Origin of the sequence: Myxococcus sp. AS-1-15 (assembly GCF_020037055.1) — a bacterium.
In the GTDB taxonomy this organism is placed as follows: domain Bacteria; phylum Myxococcota; class Myxococcia; order Myxococcales; family Myxococcaceae; genus Myxococcus; species Myxococcus fulvus.
Genome location: NZ_JAIQDF010000002.1, coordinates 502,091 through 518,166, shown reverse-complemented (window position 1 = coordinate 518,166; position 16,076 = coordinate 502,091). Strand labels below are relative to the sequence as shown.

14 protein-coding genes are annotated in these 16,076 nt (G+C 71.4%); 5 read left to right on the top strand and 9 right to left on the bottom strand.

Features of this window, described 5'->3' with window-relative positions; all coding sequences use genetic code 11:
- Positions 1-12 precede the first annotated feature (12 nt).
- Positions 13-915, bottom strand: coding sequence for a DUF2135 domain-containing protein (locus K8625_RS07850; protein ID WP_223782316.1), 903 nt, complete (start codon positions 913-915; stop codon positions 13-15).
- A gap of 238 nt (positions 916-1,153) precedes the next feature.
- On the opposite strand from K8625_RS07850, the gene K8625_RS07845 reads away from it, so the two are divergent.
- Both K8625_RS07845 and K8625_RS07840 read left to right on the top strand, forming a co-directional pair.
- A complete protein-coding gene (locus K8625_RS07845; RefSeq protein ID WP_223749850.1) occupies positions 1,154-1,879 on the top strand; it encodes a hypothetical protein in 726 nt (241 codons plus the stop codon).
- A gap of 39 nt (positions 1,880-1,918) precedes the next feature.
- Complete coding sequence (locus tag K8625_RS07840; RefSeq protein WP_046710723.1) at positions 1,919-2,281, top strand: AraC family ligand binding domain-containing protein; 363 nt, start codon at positions 1,919-1,921, stop codon at positions 2,279-2,281.
- Between the two features lie 5 nt (positions 2,282-2,286).
- Here the strand turns inward: K8625_RS07840 and K8625_RS07835 are convergent, their stop codons facing one another.
- A complete protein-coding gene (locus tag K8625_RS07835) occupies positions 2,287-3,897 on the bottom strand; it encodes a hypothetical protein (RefSeq protein WP_223782315.1) in 1,611 nt (536 codons plus the stop codon).
- Between the two features lie 153 nt (positions 3,898-4,050).
- Complete coding sequence (locus tag K8625_RS07830; protein WP_223749848.1) at positions 4,051-4,596, bottom strand: DUF1579 domain-containing protein; 546 nt, start codon at positions 4,594-4,596, stop codon at positions 4,051-4,053.
- A 74-nt stretch (positions 4,597-4,670) separates the two neighbouring features.
- Here K8625_RS07830 and K8625_RS07825 point away from each other — a divergent pair, with 74 nt between their 5' ends.
- On the top strand, positions 4,671-5,735 hold the full coding sequence (locus tag K8625_RS07825; protein WP_223782314.1) for an ATPase, T2SS/T4P/T4SS family: 1,065 nt from the start codon (positions 4,671-4,673) through the stop codon (positions 5,733-5,735).
- A 203-nt stretch (positions 5,736-5,938) separates the two neighbouring features.
- On the top strand, positions 5,939-6,784 hold the full coding sequence (locus K8625_RS43680; RefSeq protein ID WP_255665508.1) for a TonB family protein: 846 nt from the start codon (positions 5,939-5,941) through the stop codon (positions 6,782-6,784).
- On the opposite strand, the gene K8625_RS44400 is transcribed toward K8625_RS43680, so the two are convergent.
- Positions 6,765-8,261 (bottom strand): DUF4173 domain-containing protein, encoded by a 1,497-nt coding sequence (locus K8625_RS44400; RefSeq protein WP_223782313.1) that lies wholly within the window; start codon positions 8,259-8,261, stop codon positions 6,765-6,767. The genes K8625_RS43680 and K8625_RS44400 overlap by 20 nt on opposite strands.
- 160 nt (positions 8,262-8,421) lie before the next feature.
- Entirely contained in the window at positions 8,422-8,841 is a 420-nt protein-coding gene (locus tag K8625_RS07810) for an arsenate reductase ArsC (RefSeq protein WP_223749845.1), read from the bottom strand.
- 275 nt (positions 8,842-9,116) lie between these two features.
- Here K8625_RS07810 and K8625_RS07805 point away from each other — a divergent pair, with 275 nt between their 5' ends.
- Positions 9,117-10,046, top strand: coding sequence for a TerC/Alx family metal homeostasis membrane protein (locus tag K8625_RS07805; protein ID WP_223782312.1), 930 nt, complete (start codon positions 9,117-9,119; stop codon positions 10,044-10,046).
- Between the two features lie 33 nt (positions 10,047-10,079).
- On the opposite strand, the gene K8625_RS07800 is transcribed toward K8625_RS07805, so the two are convergent.
- The 4 genes from K8625_RS07800 to K8625_RS07785 all read right to left on the bottom strand — a co-directional run bounded on the left by K8625_RS07800 (position 10,080) and on the right by K8625_RS07785 (position 15,984).
- Positions 10,080-10,919: a hypothetical protein gene (locus K8625_RS07800; protein WP_223749843.1), complete on the bottom strand. Its 840-nt coding sequence runs from the start codon at positions 10,917-10,919 to the stop codon at positions 10,080-10,082.
- A gap of 125 nt (positions 10,920-11,044) precedes the next feature.
- The gene (locus K8625_RS07795) at positions 11,045-13,312 is read right to left on the bottom strand and encodes a PAS domain-containing sensor histidine kinase (protein WP_223782311.1); all 2,268 of its coding nucleotides are present in this window, start codon (positions 13,310-13,312) and stop codon (positions 11,045-11,047) included.
- A gap of 270 nt (positions 13,313-13,582) precedes the next feature.
- Entirely contained in the window at positions 13,583-14,095 is a 513-nt protein-coding gene (locus K8625_RS07790; protein ID WP_223782310.1) for a thermonuclease family protein, read from the bottom strand.
- Positions 14,083-15,984: a lamin tail domain-containing protein gene (locus K8625_RS07785; RefSeq protein ID WP_223782309.1), complete on the bottom strand. Its 1,902-nt coding sequence runs from the start codon at positions 15,982-15,984 to the stop codon at positions 14,083-14,085. Before K8625_RS07785 ends, K8625_RS07790 begins: the two co-directional genes overlap by 13 nt.
- Positions 15,985-16,076: the final 92 nt, after the last annotated feature.

Below are 16,076 nucleotides of genomic sequence, written 5' to 3'. Positions count from 1 at the left end.
CACACGGACGCGTCAGTAGTCGCCCTCGCCGCCGCCGCTGTCGCCGTTCGACTGGAGCTCCTTGAGCGCCTCGGCCAGGTTCTTCGGCCAGCCGGCGCGCGTGGGCTTGGGGTCCGACGACGGCACGTAGACCTCCGCCTGTCCGTCCCCGAGCACGTTCACCCACGCGAGCACGCGCGTGGTGCCCGGCGTCGCCAGCGGGATTCGCACCATGCGGCGAACCTCCTGCGGCGTGCCCTCGAACAGCGACAGGTTCAGCGTGGCCACGGTGTGCGCCTTGTCGCCGCTGGGCCAGTAGTTCGTCGCCACCAGGTACACGCCCTTGGGCGGCGCGCGGTGGATGTAGAGGTACGGGCCGTACGCGGGCTGGTCGAAGTCACCGCCCTGCGAGTTCAGGTAGAACGTGCCGCCCGACGGGCTCGCCGTGTCCGCCCAGTACACGTGCGCCATGGACGAGATGGTCAGCTGGCCGTCCTTCACGCTCGAGTCCGTGGGCTCGTAGACGTGCAGGTCCGTGTACACGCCATCCGTGTCACTGGTCAGGATGACCTTGAAGGGCACAGGCGGGACCTGCGCGTAGCTGGTCGCCTGAGCGCGCGCGGTGCCCGCCTGGTTCGTGGCCATCACCGTGACGACGTTCTTCCCGCTCGCCGCGGGGAAGCTGCGGCTGAAGCGCCCGTTGAACGTGCGCATCAGGTAGCGGTCGCCGTTGATGGACACGACGACGGGGTCGATGGTGGCGTCGCTCACCGTGCCCTCGATGAGCATCATCCGGTCCACCGTCCAGCCACCGGAGGGCGCGCTCAGGCGCACCGTCGGCAGCGTCTTGCCCTTGCCGATGGGCACACCTTGCTGGCGCGGGTTGGCGACGGGCGGCGTCTGCGACAAGAGCAGGGCGAGGATGACGGGAAGCATCACGCGTCCTTGATAGGAAATGGGCCCGACAGAGGTGTCGGTGACGGGCAGACTGCGCCCCCTCCACCTTCCATTTCAAGTCGCCTGCCAATCGTCAATAGGGGCGGAACCTCGCGGATTTCCGTCGATGCGCGTCATGGGCGCGGGCAGGCAACCACGCGCGCCGGCGCCGACGAGGGCCTTCTGCCGCACCCGGAGTCCAGGCAGACTCATGCCCCTCGACAGGGGGAGCGACGCGATGATTCAAGGGCTTGATCACATCCAACTCGCCATGCCCCCGGGCGGTGAGCCCCGCGCCCGCGCCTTCTACGGCGAGCTGTTGGGACTGAGAGAGATTCCCAAACCGCCAGAACTCGCGAAACGCGGCGGCCTCTGGTTCGAGCTCCCGGACGGGCGCGGGTTGCACCTGGGCGTGGAGGAGCCCTTCGTCCCCGCGAAGAAGGCGCACCCGGCCTTCCGCGTGCTCACCCTGGACCTGCTGGCCGAGCGCCTGTCCCAGGCGAAGGCGCCGGTGAAGTGGAGCCACGAGGTGCCCGACGTGCGGCGCTTCCACGGCGAGGACCCGTTCGGCAACCGGCTGGAGTTCCAGGAGCACCCGAGCGAGCACAAGCTGACCGAGGACGAGGTGCTCGCCGTGCTGTACGCGCTGGAGAAGGAGGAGGTCACCATCCCGACCGCGCAGCGCCTGCGCGCGGAGGAGGCGCCCAGCGGGGGCGTGCCCTTCGTGTGCTCGAACGGATGGTGCTTCGTCATCTTCAGCGACGCCTTCGAATGGGACTACATCATCCGCGTCACCGCGCCGGACGGGCGCTGGCTGGAGTTCGCGGACATGATGGGCGAGCCCGGACAGCCCAGTCCCATGCCCCGGCTCGCGGACTACCGGCCGCCGGCCCAGATTGGACTCGACGTGTGGGGGCTGTTGGGCGAGAGCGAAGAGGTGGGTGAGGCGCGCCGCGTGCGGTAGTGTGCGGCCTTCGCCGAGAACCCCGACCCGGAGCGCTCGATGCCAACCCTGATTCCCGCCCCGTTGCGCGTGACAGCCGTGGGCAACAAGCCGAAGCTCATCCACGAGTTCGTGGGCAAGGCCACCACGCGCACGGGTGACGTCAGCGTGGCTCACATGAACAGCCCCGGTGGGTGGGAGGAGCCGGGGCAGCGGCCCGAGTTCAAGGAAATCACCCTGGTGCTCGCGGGCGTGCTGCGCGTGGAGCACAAGGGCGGCGTGCTCGACGTGCGCGGCGGACAGGCCGTCATCTGCGAGCCCGGCGAGTGGGTGCGCTACAGCACCCCGGAGGCCGAGGGCGCCGAGTACGTCGCCATCTGCCTGCCCGCCTTCTCCCCCAAGACGGTCCACCGCGACGACTGAGCGCTTCAGCGCGCGTTCACCATCGTCACGAAGAACTCGCGCAGCGCGCGGAACAGCCGCTGCGTGACGCGCTCGTACCAGGCCTGGTCCTCGTCGGACTCGAAGAACTCGTCGTTCCACGAGCCCATGCCGCCGAACACGTCCGCCAGCGAGCACGCGAAGAGTCCCCGCAGGCGCTCCTCCGACGAGGGGAACACCTGGAACAGCGTCACCAGGGAGAAGCGGCGCTCGAACACGTCCCACGCGCGCTCGCCCAGGCCCTCGGCTCGCAGCGCCTCGCGCACGGCGGCCAGCCGCTCGGGCGTGGCGTCGCGCAATTGGAAGCTGGTGTTCTCCAGGACGAAGCGCGCCAGCCGGAACGCCTCCGCGAAGGGGGAGCCCTTGCGCGCGGCGAACTCCTCGGTGTCCCTCAGGCTCGACAGCAGCTCCGCGCGGGTGTCCGTCGTCGCGCGCGGCGACAGCAGCGGCGAGCGCGCCACCTTCAGCGCGTTGAAGAGATACATCTGGTAGCGGGCGTCATTGGGTGCCAGCCGCAGCCGCTCGCGCTCCGGAATCATCCCCGGGTCCCGGGCGCGCTCCTCCTTCGTGGGGCCCATGGACTTGACGCGCTCGCGCAAGCCGTCCGGGATGAGGAGCTCCGCGCCGCGCGCCTTGCACGTCATCTGGAGCTCCTCCATGAGGTTGCCCATGGGGATGCCCTGCGTCTTCTCCTCGGGGCCCTCGCGCAGGAGCACGCGCAGGGACTCGCCGGTGTGAGGGGACTCGCCCTCCGGCAGGAAGCGGTTGAGGTTCTCCGCCGCGCGCGCCCAGACCTGCTCCGCGAAGGGCTGCGCGTCCGTCAGCGTGGCGAAGTCCTTCGCGGCGTCGGGGCTGGTCAGGTACACGCGCTCGTCGGAGGGCACGAACTCCGACAGGCGCTCCGGGGGCAGCAGGCTCCGCTCGAAGTCGTCCGGGTCCAGCGTGCGGAAGAACGGCTGGAACGCCTCGGTGAGCACCACCTGCGCGCCGCCGCGGAGCACGGCGGACTGCAGCTCCTTGAGCAGGTCTCCGCCGAGCAGGTCGAACAGCGCGGAGCCCTCGCGCGAGGCCAGGTAGTCGGCCACCTGGGACGGAGCGACGGCGGGGCGCTGGTTCAATAGATTGGAGTCCGTGATGACGCGTGAGAGCGCCTCCAGGACCTTCTCGGGGTGGGGCTGGGCGCGCGCGAAGTCCACGAACTGCCGCGGGGTGATGAGCGACGCGCTGCTGAAGACGACCTCCAGCTGGTACAGGTTGTTGCCGCGCTGGGTGCGCACGTCGAGCACCAGCGCCTCCGAGTTGACGAAGGCCGCGGCCACGTGGTCCGGCATCTCGCCGGGGCCCATGCCGCCCAGGTCCATGGCGCGCACGCTCACCAGCTCCTCGCCGTCGAGCACCTCGCGCCACGCCTCCAGCGGCAGCTCGCGTCCCTCCCTGGTGCGGGCGCCCACCGAGTACGTGCCTGGGACCTCCAACAGCCGCAGCGTCCACCCCGAGCCCAGCTCCGTCTCCAGGCGGGTCAGGACGTCCAGCCACCGCTCCTTCTCCACGCGGAGCAGCGACACGGTCAACGCCAGCACCAGGTCATCCAGCTTCATGCACGTCCTCTCCCGGAACCCGCGGGCCTTCCGGCCCACGCGTCCCTCCCATCACGGGCACCCGTCCCCCTTCGTTATCCCATGCCCTCGCGCCCGCGTGGGCACGTCTGTTCCCCCGAGTGTCGGGCGTCGACGCTCCCGGGGCTGGGGGCGCTAGGCTTGACGGCGGCGCGTCAGGCGGGTCTCCACCGCGCGGTCCTCGCGGCCCTCGGGCCAGATGTTGAAGGACTGGAGGACGAGGGTGTCCGCGTCGGGCTGGTGAATCACGGTGCGCCAGCCCCACTGCTGCTTCTGGGTGACGCCCTGCTCGTCGCACATGCTCGCGGTGTAGCCGCCGAGCACGGACACGTGGCCGTCCTCCCGGGGCGCGCCGGTGGAGAGCATCATGTTCGCGCTCATGTGGAAGCTGTCCACCCAGGCCGCGGTGAAGTGCTCCTCGGTCTTGTCGAAGCCGAGGATGAGCTGGCCCGCGTGCGGCTTGCCCATGGCGGTGGAGTGGTAGTCGACGCGGACGAAGCGGCCGCCGAGCAGCGGTTCGATGCGTGCGTGCGTGCGGGACTCCTCGGGCGTGGCGGTGGGGTCGAACCAGGTACGCGTGGGGCCTTCCCAGTCGCCCGTCATCCGGTGCAGCAGTTGGTGCTGCGGCCCTGCGTCGAACTGCGTCGTGGGGGCGTTGGTGGCGTTCCAGTCCTGGCTCATGCCCCTTCGTAACCCGGGGCCGTCCCCTCGTCACCCTCGCCCGTGTCATCATCGCTGCCCACCCAGGAGCGTCCTTGAGCAACCCCGCCACCTCCTTCGTCGAGCTGCTCTCCGGTCTGCACGCGGGCTTCACCGCCGAGGGCCTCGCCGTCCCCGAGCCCGCGGCCTGGCCCGAGTCCCCCGCCGAGGCCGCGTCGGCGCTGTTCTCCCTGGCTGCGCGCACGGGGACGTTGGTGTTCTCGGTGTGGGCGGACGCGGAGACGGATGAGGCCGGCGCGTCGTTCTTCCTCCCGGTCGCGGATGCGCCTGGGCATGAGGGGTTGGTCGGTCAGCAGCGCAAGCCCGTGCGTCAGCCGTTCGCGCGGCAGCTGCATGCACCGCTGGGGCGGGCCATCGCCGAGCTGTCGAAGCGGGGGCGGGACACGGCGCGTCCCGCGCGCGGCACGGTGACATCTCCGTTCGACGTGGAGACGGACCCGGAGGTCCTGTTCTGGGTGACGTTCGCGGACAGCGAGGTGGCGCCGAGCATCGTCGCCCATGCGCGAAGCCGGCAGCTGCGCGCGGACCAGCCGGCGTTCTCCACGCTGAGCATGGGACGCGAGGAGGCGGTGTATCTCTCGGAGCGGTTCCTGCGGCTGGACTCGCTGTTCCAGGGGACGCCCGTGGTGTTCTCGGGAGAGAAGGGCACGGGGCGCAGCACGTCGCTGCACGCGGTGATGGAGGTGCTGCCGGACTTCACGAATGTGCTCGCCGCGCTGGAGCAGCCGAGGTCGGCGGATGCGCGGCTGGGGACGGCGCGCGTGGGGGAGTCGATGCCGCTCGCGCAGGTGCTGCGCGCGTTCCTGCGGCAGGACCCGGATGTGGTGCTGGCGGACGAGGCGCGGACGGTGAAGGACCTGGAGCTGCTGCTCAACTGCGCGCTCACGGGTCACGCCACTGCGTTCGTGCTGGAGGCGGCGAGCCCGGAGGGGGTGCTCGAGAAGCTGCGCGAGGCGATTCCAGGGCTCCCCGTGGCGCCGCTCATCGTCCACCACTCGCGCGAGGCGTCGGGCGCGCTCCGGCGTGAGGTCTACACCGTGCGATACGGCGACGATGGGAAGGGGCTCGTCGAAGCGTGGCGCGCGCCCGCTGGAAGCTGAGGCAACGCGAGCTCCGCGCTCGCCCGCAGCGGCGCACCGGGCACATGGCCCCGGGGGCCGCCAGCGCGTGCGGAGGATATCGCCCCCTCGCCTCCGAGGGCAGCTTCCCTTCACGAACGAGGGGCTCGCCACTAACACGGTGTCGGATGGATGGGGCCCTTCGCTAGACTCCGGTCTACCGCGTGAGGGAAGGGGGAATGGACATGCCGGACGCAAGTCCAAAGGACGACGCCGCCGACACGAGGCTCTTCGCCTCCGTCGTCGACGCCCGCTCGCGAAGCACCGCCGACACCACGCGCACCTTCTGGGTGGCCCCCCTCGTGGTGGCCCTCCACGCCCTCCTCCTCGTCGGCCTCGACAGCATCTGGCACGGCTCCACGCGCACCCCCACGCTCACCACGAAGGACGAGGACACCCTCGTCCTGCGCCTGCTCGCCGCGCCACCTCCGCCCCCGCCCGCCCCCGCCGCCACCACGCCCTCCGCTCCGCGCCTCGCCACCGCCCGGCGCGCCCGACCCTTCCCCAAGCCCACCCTCTCTCGACCCCAGCACCCACGGCCCGAGACACCGCCCGTCATCGACCCGCCCGTGGCCCGGCCCCAGGTCGCCGCGCTCGACACCGTCGCCGCCGCCACACCCGGGGGCGTCTCCGGGGGCGTCGCCGGGGGCATCATCGGCGGCATGGTGAACAGCGTGCTCGTCGCGAGCAGCGCGGGCCTGCTGCCCATCACCCCTCCCCCGCCCACCGCCGAGCAGCGCGCCGCCTGGGAGGAGGACTACTTCGAGGTGATGTTCCGCGACCGCTTCGAGAACGTGCGCTACCCGCACCAGGCCGCCATGGCCGGCATCGAGGGCCGCTTCGCGCTGCGCATCACCGTCGGCGCCCGAGGCCAGCTCCTCGCCCTCTCCATCGTCGGCCGCTGCCCCCACTACGTCCTCTGCGACGCCGCGATGGCCGCCGTGCGCGAGGCGGCCCCCTTCCCGCCGCCTCCGTCCGCGCTCGGCCCCCGCGTCACCGTGGAGCTGCCCTTCAACTACCACCTGCGCTGACCGGCGCCGGCGCCCACACGCGCAGCGCCCGACACGCACGCCACCGCGCCAGGCTCCACTCCGGCCAGGACACGTCCTCGCACGCCCGGGCCCGGAACTCGTCGCTCAGCAGCCTCGTCGACGACAGCCCCCGCACCAGCTCCGGAACCGCGTCCAGCGAGAGCTCGTGCAGATACCCCACGTCCACGCTCGCCTCGCCCGCCCCTTGCGCCAGCTCCCGCGCCAGGTTGTGCCGGACGATGAGCGCGTCCGGGTTGATGACATTCACCGTCACCACCGCCCCCAGCGCCGCGGCGAAGGCCCCCACCGCGAAGCGCTCCGGCCGCCACCACAGCGTCACGCCGCGCCACGCGAGCACCCCGCCCAGGAACACCATGAACACGTGCGTGAACACCCGCAGCCGCGTGTACCCGAAGGCATCCTCGTACATCCCCAGCCGCTTCATCGCCGAGGCGAGGATGGCCACCGTCAGCACCGTCATCACGCTCGCCGCCACCTGGAAGGCCACCTTCGCCTTCGCCGTCCCGCGCACCGTCCACCGCGCCAGCCCCATGATGAGGCACAAGGTCAGCATCGACACGAGCAGCAGCTCGAAGAAGCCCCGGCGCGCGTACTCCGCATACGAGTACCCCGGCGCCGGCGCCACCGCGTCCCCCACGAAGAGGTACGCCACCTGGAAGCGCACGAACACCAGGAACAACACATCCACCGCGATGAGCAGCGTCAGTGCCTCGGTGAGCCCCAGCCACGCCCGCCCCTCGCCCACCTCCTCCTCGCCTGGCTCCCTCCTCGTCCGGCGCCGCAGCGCGTGCCCCACCAGCGCCGCCGTGACGCTCGCCGAGAACAGCACGCCCGACACCCGCCCCACCCCCTCCTCCAGCACCGCCCCCACCTCCAGCGCCATCACCCGCTCCAGCGCGGAGGCGAACGCCGCGTCCGCCGACCCGAGCAGCAGCAGGAACACCCCCACCACCGGCAGCGTCAGCACCAACCCGCGCAGCAGCGGGAAGACCCCGGGCGCCCTCGCCATCGCTCCGCGCAGGTCCACCGCCTCGCGCACCATCGCGGGCGGCTGCACCAGGCTGCGGAACACCGTGGACACCACCACGCCGGGGTAGTCCCCCAACGCCAGCCGCTCCACGCGGCCCGCGGCCCAGAAGTGCGCCACCAGCGCCAACAGCGCCCCCACCGTCAGCAGGTTCAACAGCTGGAGCCACGGACTGTCGCGCACCGCCATGAAGCCCGCGACCACCAGCAGCGGCGTCAGGAGCCACGTGTTCGGCGCGGCGCGCTGCCAGCCCTCGCGGCCCCCCACCCCGAGCAGCGCGCCCACCAGCGCCAGCACCACCAACGGGAACGACACACCCCAGTGCTCCCGCCCCAGGAGCACCTCCGCGAGCACACCCACTGCCAGGGCCACGCCGAGCGTGCGCCGGGGCGCGAAGGGCTTCACCCGGGGCCGGACGACGGGCTCCACGGGAGCGGCGCTCCTGGCGGTCGTGGGAACAGCAGGCAAGGACGATGACATGACGGCGCACCCCGGACGGACGTCGGCTGAAGACGTCCGCAGGATGCGTCCTGCCCGTGCACGCGGGGCTTCGGAGCGGGCGAGCGGTCGCCCGCGCCACCTGGCCGGCCTACGTCCCCGGCTGACCGGCCTTCAGCCACCCCTCGCGCTCCAGCAGCCCCACCACGCGGGCGGCCACCTCGTCGCGGATGCGGTGCACCAGCACCTCCGACTTGCCCTGGGGGTCATCCAGCGGCCAGTCCTCGCGCTTGAGCCCCGGCACGCTCGGGCAGGCCTCGCCACAGCCCAGCGTGATGAGCCAATGCGCGTCCTTCGCCAGCTCGTCCGTGAGCCGCTGGGGTCGGGCGCCCGTCAGGTCCAGGCCCGCGTCGCGCATGGCCTCGAGCACCTCCGGGTGCACCTGCTCGCCAGGCTGCGTCCCCGCGGAGATGGCCCGTGCCTTGTCCGGGTCCGCCAGCACGTTGAAGAACGCCGCCGCCATCTGCGAGCGACCCGCGTTCCGCACGCAGGCGAAGATGACCTTGTTCATCGCTACGACTCCTCCTGATCCCTGGCCGCGCCGCGCCCCTCCCCCGCGCGACGCTTGTCATGAGGGCATCCCCTCATGGGCTGCCCCGCGCGGAAACTGACACATCCCGTGAAGGGATGCTCGCAAAGAGAGCGGAAAGGCCCTTGTCCGTCTGTATGGGTTGGTAAGGCCACAGCGGACAGCCCGGGGGTGTCTGCCCTGCCCCATTGGTCAACGCTTGTCTGCGGGACACCGGGCCCCCCGCAGGAGAGGATGCATAGGTTCAGGCGACGACCATGCACCCGATTCCCACATGGCTCTGGGGCGTCTTCTGGGCGGCGGTGTTGACGCTGCTCGTGGTGGACCTGCTCGGACACCGGGGCCACCACGGCGAGTCCCGCCGGGCGGCCTGGATGTGGACGGGCGTGTGGGTGACCGCGGGCCTGGCTTTCGGCGGGCTGGTGTGGGCGGTGCTCGGCGCCGACGCGGGCCAGGAGTACCTGGCGGCGTGGCTCATCGAGAAGAGCCTCAGCCTGGACAATGCCTTCGTCTTCCTCGTCATCTTCCAGAGCCTGTCGGTCCCCGTGCGCGCGCAGCACCAGGTGCTGTTCCTGGGCATCTTCGGCGCGCTCATCTTCCGCGCGCTCTTCATCTTCGTGGGGGCGGCCGCGCTGGAGCGCTGGTCCTGGGTGTCCTACGTCTTCGGCGCCATCCTGCTGGTCACCGCCTGGCGCGTGCTGCGCGAGGACCCGGCGAAGCAGCGGGACAACCGGGCCGTGAGCTGGCTGTCGCGTCACCTGCCGGTGACGCAGCACCTGCATGACAAGAAGTTCATCGTCCGTCGCGAGGACGGCCGCCGCGTGGCCACGCCGCTCCTGTTGGCGCTCTTGGGCCTGGAGCTGACGGACATCCTCTTCGCGGTGGACTCGGTGCCGGCGGCCTTCTCCGTAACGAAGGACACCTTCATCCTCTACAGCTCCAACGCCTTCGCGATTCTCGGCTTGAGGGCGCTGTACCTGGTGCTGGCGGGCACGCTGGGCAAGCTGCGCTACCTGCACTACGGGCTTGCGGGCGTGCTTGCGTTCGCGGGGCTGAAGATGGTGGTGACGCCCTGGTTCCACGTGCCGCCGCTGCCGTCGGTGCTCGTCATCGTCGCGCTGGTGGGCACCGCCGTCGTGGCCAGCGTCATCGCCCGCCGCCGGGAGGCCCCGGCCACCCCCCAATGAGGAGGGGCCGGAGCCGGACGCGACAGCGCGGCGTCAGTCCTCGACGCCCGCGCCCGCGCCGGACAGGTCGTCCGTGGCGTCGCCGAGCACGAAGCCGTCGAAGGCCGCGTTGGCCATGACCTTCACGCGCTCCTCGTGCTTCTTGATGAGCGCCATGTTCGCCGCGGCGGCCTTCTTGGACGCCTCCGAGAGCGTCTCGCCGGTGCCGTTGGCGGTGTCCGACAGCGCCTCGATCTGCTCCTCCAGGCCCGTGCGCGCCTCCTCGAGCTGCGCGCGCGCGTCGGCGGACAGCGAGCCGTCCTCGAGCTTCTTGTCCAGCTCCGCGACCTGCTTCTCCATGGCCTCCACGGCCTTGGCGCTCATCTGCTGCACCGCCGCCGAGCTCTCCGCCACCATGGACGCGTAGACGGTGGAGGTGATGGTCTGGAACTCGTTGGGCGACATGCCGTGCTTCTTCAGGCTCTCGATGTACGCGGCGCGCACGTCCGCCATCATGCTGCCCAGCAGGTTCATCGCCTCCATCGCGGAGTCGAAGGAGGGCTTCGCGTCCGCCCCCGAGCCGTGCTTGTCCCCGAAGGCCTTGGACTTCTCCTCGTAGGTCTTGAAGACGGGCAGCGACGACTCGCGCACCGAGAGGTACGTCGTCAGCCGGTCCTCCTTCAGCGCCAGCACCTCACCGTCGGCGGGCACCGTGAAGGGGTGGGCCTTGTTCAGCTCCACCAGCTCCTTCTGCTGCGTCTCGATCTTCTTGACGGCCGCCAGGCCGTCGCTCGCCTTGTTCGCGACCCACAGCCCGCCCACCACCATGAACCCGACGATGCCGAGAATGATGACGCCACAGCCGATTCCCACCCCGATGAGGACCTTCTTCATTCACCCCTCCGAGAAAAACGAGTCATGCCCCCCGTGCTATCCGGGTGCGTCCCCAGGAGCAAGTGCGCCATGCCTGCTCGGCAGGTCCGGAATACCCCGTCGAGTCGTCCAGGGCAGGCGAGGCGTCAGGGCCAGGCGGCCACATGCGCCGGGGCGGAGAGCACACGCGGCAGGCGGACCATGAAGAGGGTGCCGTCGCGCGCGTTGGAGCGCACGCGCAGCCGGCCGCCGTGGGCATCGACGATGTGCTTCACGATGAAGAGGCCCAGTCCCAGGCCGCCGCGGCCGTCCCGTGACTCGGGGCGCTCGGCGCGCTTCATGGGCTCGAACAGGCGCGACAGCAGCTCGGTGGGGATGGGGTCGCCCATGTTGTGCACGCAGAGCACCACGGAGTCGCGCGTGCCATGGGTGCGCACCAGCACCGGGCAGTGGCTGGGGCTGTAGCTGAGGGCGTTGTTCACCAAGTTGGTGATGACCTGGGCCAGCCGGTCCGCGTCCCACAGGCCCGCGCCGCTGCCGCCGTACTCGAGCTCCAGCGTGCGCTCGGGGTGCGCGAGCCGCACCTCGTCCAGCACCTGCCGCGTCAGCTCGTGCAGGTCCAGGGGACGGGGCTGCATGGGGATGCCCCCGCCCAGCCGGGCCTGGGTGAAGTCCAGCACGTCGCGCAGCATGCGCGTGGCGCGATTGGCGCTGGAGAGGATGCGGTCGATGACCTTGCGCTGGCGCTCGTCCAGGTTCTCGCGCCGCAGGAGCGTGGTGGACGCCATGGTGATGGCGGACAGGGGGTTGCGCAAATCGTGGCCGACGATGCCGATGAGCAGCTGCTCGAACTCGGCGCGGCGCCGGGCCTCCTCCTCCGTGGCGCGCCGCTCGGTGACGTCCTGCATGGCGCCCACCATGCGCAGGGGCCGGCCGGCCGCGTCGCGCACCACCTGCCCCCGGTCCTCGACGACGGCCCAGGTGCCGTCACCCCGGCGGAAGCGGTACTCGTCGCGCCAGTGCTCCTGGCCCTGGTCCATGACGGCCTGCATGTCCCGGGCGACGCGCTCGCGGTCATCGGGGTGGATGCTGAGGGTCCACCAGTCGATGTCCATCGGCGCGTCGTGGGACGCCACGCGGAACTGGTGCAGGGCCAGCTCGCTCCACTCGATGCGCCCGGTGGCCAGGTCCCAGTCGTAGATGACGTCGCTGGTGGCGCGCGTGGCCAGCCGGTAGCGCATCTCCGACTGCCGCAGGACCTCCTCGGCGCGGCGGCGCTCGGTGATGTCCAGGGACACGCCCGACACGCCGCGCACCCGCCCGTCCGGGCCCAGGTCCGGGGAGACGTAGGCCATGAACCACCCGCCGCCGACCTCCATCTCCAGGGAGAACGTCTCGCCCGCCTGCGCGCGGCGCGCGGCGTCGAGCAGCTCCGGCCGGCCCGCGTACACCTCCGCGGTGTTGCGGCCCACCATGGTGCCGGGCTCCACGCCCATGGCCTTCAGGCCCTGTCCCTCGAAGAGGGTGATGTTGCCCACGGCGTCGGTGGCCCACAGCACGACGGGCAGCTCGGTGATGACCCGGCGCAGCCGCTCCCGGGCCTCGTCGCGCTCCTTCTGCGCCAGGCGCGCCTCGGTGACGTCCGTGGAGATGCCGCACACCGCATGCGCCTGTCCGCCCACGCCGGGCAGGGCGAACTTGAGCGAGTGATAGGTGTGCCAGCCGTCCGGGCGCCGCACGTGCTCGTCGGACTCCAGGGGCTGGCCGGTCGAGAGGACGCGGCGGTCATTGGCGGTGAACACGTCCGCCACCTCGCGGGAGAACAGCTCGTAATCGGAGTGCCCCACCGCTTCTTCCCTGCGCACGCTGCCGTGGACCTCGAAGGCCCGGTTGACGAAGAGGTAACGCCCCGAGGCGTCCTTCGCGTAGATGGCGGCGGGCGCGTGCTCCAGGATGTCGTGCAGCTTCGTCTCCGTCTCGCGCAGCGTCCGCTCCCGTTGGTGGGAGTGGCGCTGGACCGCGTCCGCGATGCACACGTCGATGACGCGGTTGAGCGCGCGCATGCCCTCGAAGTCCGGGGCCCACCCCGCGTCCTCCAGCACCTCCACGAGCACCTCCCGCAGCAGGCCGTACTCGCGCACCACCGCGGCGATGTCCGAGCCTTCCCGGGCATGCTCCGCGCCGCGCCCGCCCAGGGCCAGCGGACCGCTCCAATCAGGCGAGACGCTGAGCACGCGCAGCAGCTCCACCACCGAGTCCACCCAGGCCTGGGAGCCCGTCAGCTGCTCGAGGCGTCGGCGCGGGGCCGCGTCTGCCGCCGCGCCCGCGCGGGCCTCCCAGCGCCGGGCGATGTCCTCCCGTCGCGAGGACAGGAGGTCCAGCAGGAGGCTGGTGGGCATGGGGCAGGGGTTCATGGGCACGCCCTCCTCCCCCGTCTCGAGCGAGGCCAGGACCGACACGTCCCAGCCACGCAGCGCGCGTCCTCCCGGGGGCGCGCTCGTGCTGGCCCGCCCTTGGCCGGTCGCTCGTGGGAGCGGACCGTGCTGGATGATTCGCGCGGAGGCATGGCCGTCAGCAATGGGATATTGCGCCCGAGGCTTGCGGGCTCCTCGCCCTCTCGTGCCGACTGGACGCAGCCCCGCTCGGGAGGCGGGCATCAGGGCGCTGCGTGTGCTCTGCGTGATTCATGCGCAGGGCACCGGCGAGCAGGCGCCCCACAAGCCACGTCGGGCACGCCGGGCCTGGGCCTCCAGGGCTTCGAGTTCCCGACGGCGTGAGTCACCCGCGGGCGGGACATGGAGCACGCAGGCGAGGCCCCGCTCCACGAGCAGCGCGCTCACGTCGCGGCCATCGACGAAGACGTAGGCGAGCCGGCGACCGAAGCGGTCCTCACACGCCTCCGCGTCGACGAGCGTCACCTGGCGGCCCTCGACAAGGCTCCGGTTGAACGCGTGCGCCTCGCGGCCGAAGCACTCGTGTCTGCCCGCCGTGAGCTCCGGGGTGTCCGCGAGCAGATAGCGGACACGCACGCCGCCCTCCAGGACGAGGGTGTCACCGTCGAGGACCTCCGTCACCAGCCCCGTCGAGGGACCACACCTGCCACCCGGGTCCGCACCGCACCCGAGGGCGCTCGTGACGAGCCATGCCGTCAGGAGGACGAGCCACCGGGTCGCGGGGATGGGGTTCAGCGCGGGCATGCGCGGTTCTCCAGTCCTGGCGTGCCCCGGTCTCCCAGGCCATAGCGCGCGCTCGAAGGCGCGGCGCAGAAGCTGCCTGGCAGGTCATTGCGCTGGGCATCACTGCTCGCGGGGTCCACCTGCCAGGACACGCCCGGCGTCGCGGCGTTCGACCACCTGATGGCGTCCAGCACCCTGCCGTCCCTCATCAACCGGAGCGAGCGGGCTCCCGCGGTGTTGGCGAGGTTGAAGGAGAAGGTGGCCAGCACCGCCGGCAGGCCCCCGTTGAGCGCCGGGTCCAGGCTGCGCGCGAGCACCGCGCGGGTGCCAGTCCTCAGCGACAAACAGAGCGCGGCGTCGAGCGGCGTGCTCGCTCCGCTCTCGTTCATCAACGTGACGCCGTTGAGGTCCACCTCGCGTGTCGCGAGGATTTCGACCCACTCGCCCACGCCGTCGGCGACCACGGTCGGGTCCGCCATGAGCTCCGTGAGGACGAGAGAGCCGACCTCCGGTACGCGGACCGCGCGAGCGCGTCCCGTGACCCGGTCGATGCAGGTGGAGCCTGGGGGACCGGCATCTGGCGGTCCAGCATCCGGCGGACCGGCGTCGCGAGGCCCCGCGTCCGAGGTCGAACCTGCATCGCGCCCGCCATCCGTGGAGCCTCCACCTGAAGAGCCCGCGTCGCGCCCTGCATCCGATGCACCGGCGTCCCCTCCGCCGCCATCCGCGGTCCCGGCGTCTGTGTCCCCTTCGGTGCATCGGGTGTTCCCGCGTCCCGGAGTCCCCAGGTTGCCACGCTCGCCATAGCGCTCCCGTGCGGGACACCATGACGACAGTGAATCGTTGTCGGACGCATTCGCTCGCTCCACCGACACCTGGGTCGCCACGCCCTCGCGTGCGGGGCCGTACTCGACCGCGTCCACGACCACGTCCCCTGCTCGTACGAGCACGACACCGCCCGCGTTGCGGAGGTCCACACCGAACGTGGCCAGCGGCGTGGGCAGCCCTCCGTTCAGGACCGCATCCGCGCGACGGGCGAGCAGCGCGTACCCTCCCGCGGGGAGCGACAGACATTGCGTCCCCTGCAGCCGTGTCCCCGAGGTGTCCGAGCCCACCGTCAATCCATTCAGGTCCACCGGAGCCAGGGCCAGGACCTCCACCCACTCGGCCGAGGTGTCATCGCCGATGGGGTTCACCATCAGCTCGGTGATGACCAGCTCACCCACGCGGGGCCACCGCACCGGACGCGCCGCCAGGCCCTCCAGCGGGGAACAGCGCTCCACGCCCGCCTCGCCTCCGGAGGCTCCTTCCGTCGGAGCACAGGGCGCGTTCGCCGAGCCCGGACTCCCCTGGAACCCACCACCCACGGTGGAGCCCTCGGAGTCGCACCAGCGCGTCGGGTCGTCATTGCTGGCGGAGTCCGGCACCAGTCGCCCGTCATACACACGCGCGACACCACTCTTCGCGGGCGCCGTGAGCGGGACTTCATCCACCACCCGGGACCCACACCGCAGCCCCAGCCGTCCCGACGAGTTCCCCAGCGCGCCCAGCGAATCGCCGTAGGACAGGTCCACGTGCGCGGGCACGGCTCCCTCGCGAACGTCGCCCAGCACCAGGTAGTCACCGGGTGCCAACGACAGCGGCGCGTCGAACAGGAAGGTCTTCTCCTGCGAGCCATCCGAGCGCGAGGCATGGAGCGTCAGTCCCTCCAGGCTCACCGGCACCGAGAGCGGATTGTGCAGCTCCACGTACTCGCGCCCCGTGTCCGTTCCGTCGGGGTCGTTCAGGTACTCGGTGATGACGACGTCCCCCGGCAACAGGTCCGCGCAGGCGTCCTCTGCCCACTCCTCCGCCGGCGCCCCACAGCCGCTCAACCCCACCACGCACAACCACCATCCCCAGCGCCTCACGTCACCCCTCCTCATCACCGACTCCCCTCCCCACCACTCCACGCTTCAGAAACCGCGTCTCCACCACCAGCCCCTCCTCGTCCTCCCGCGAA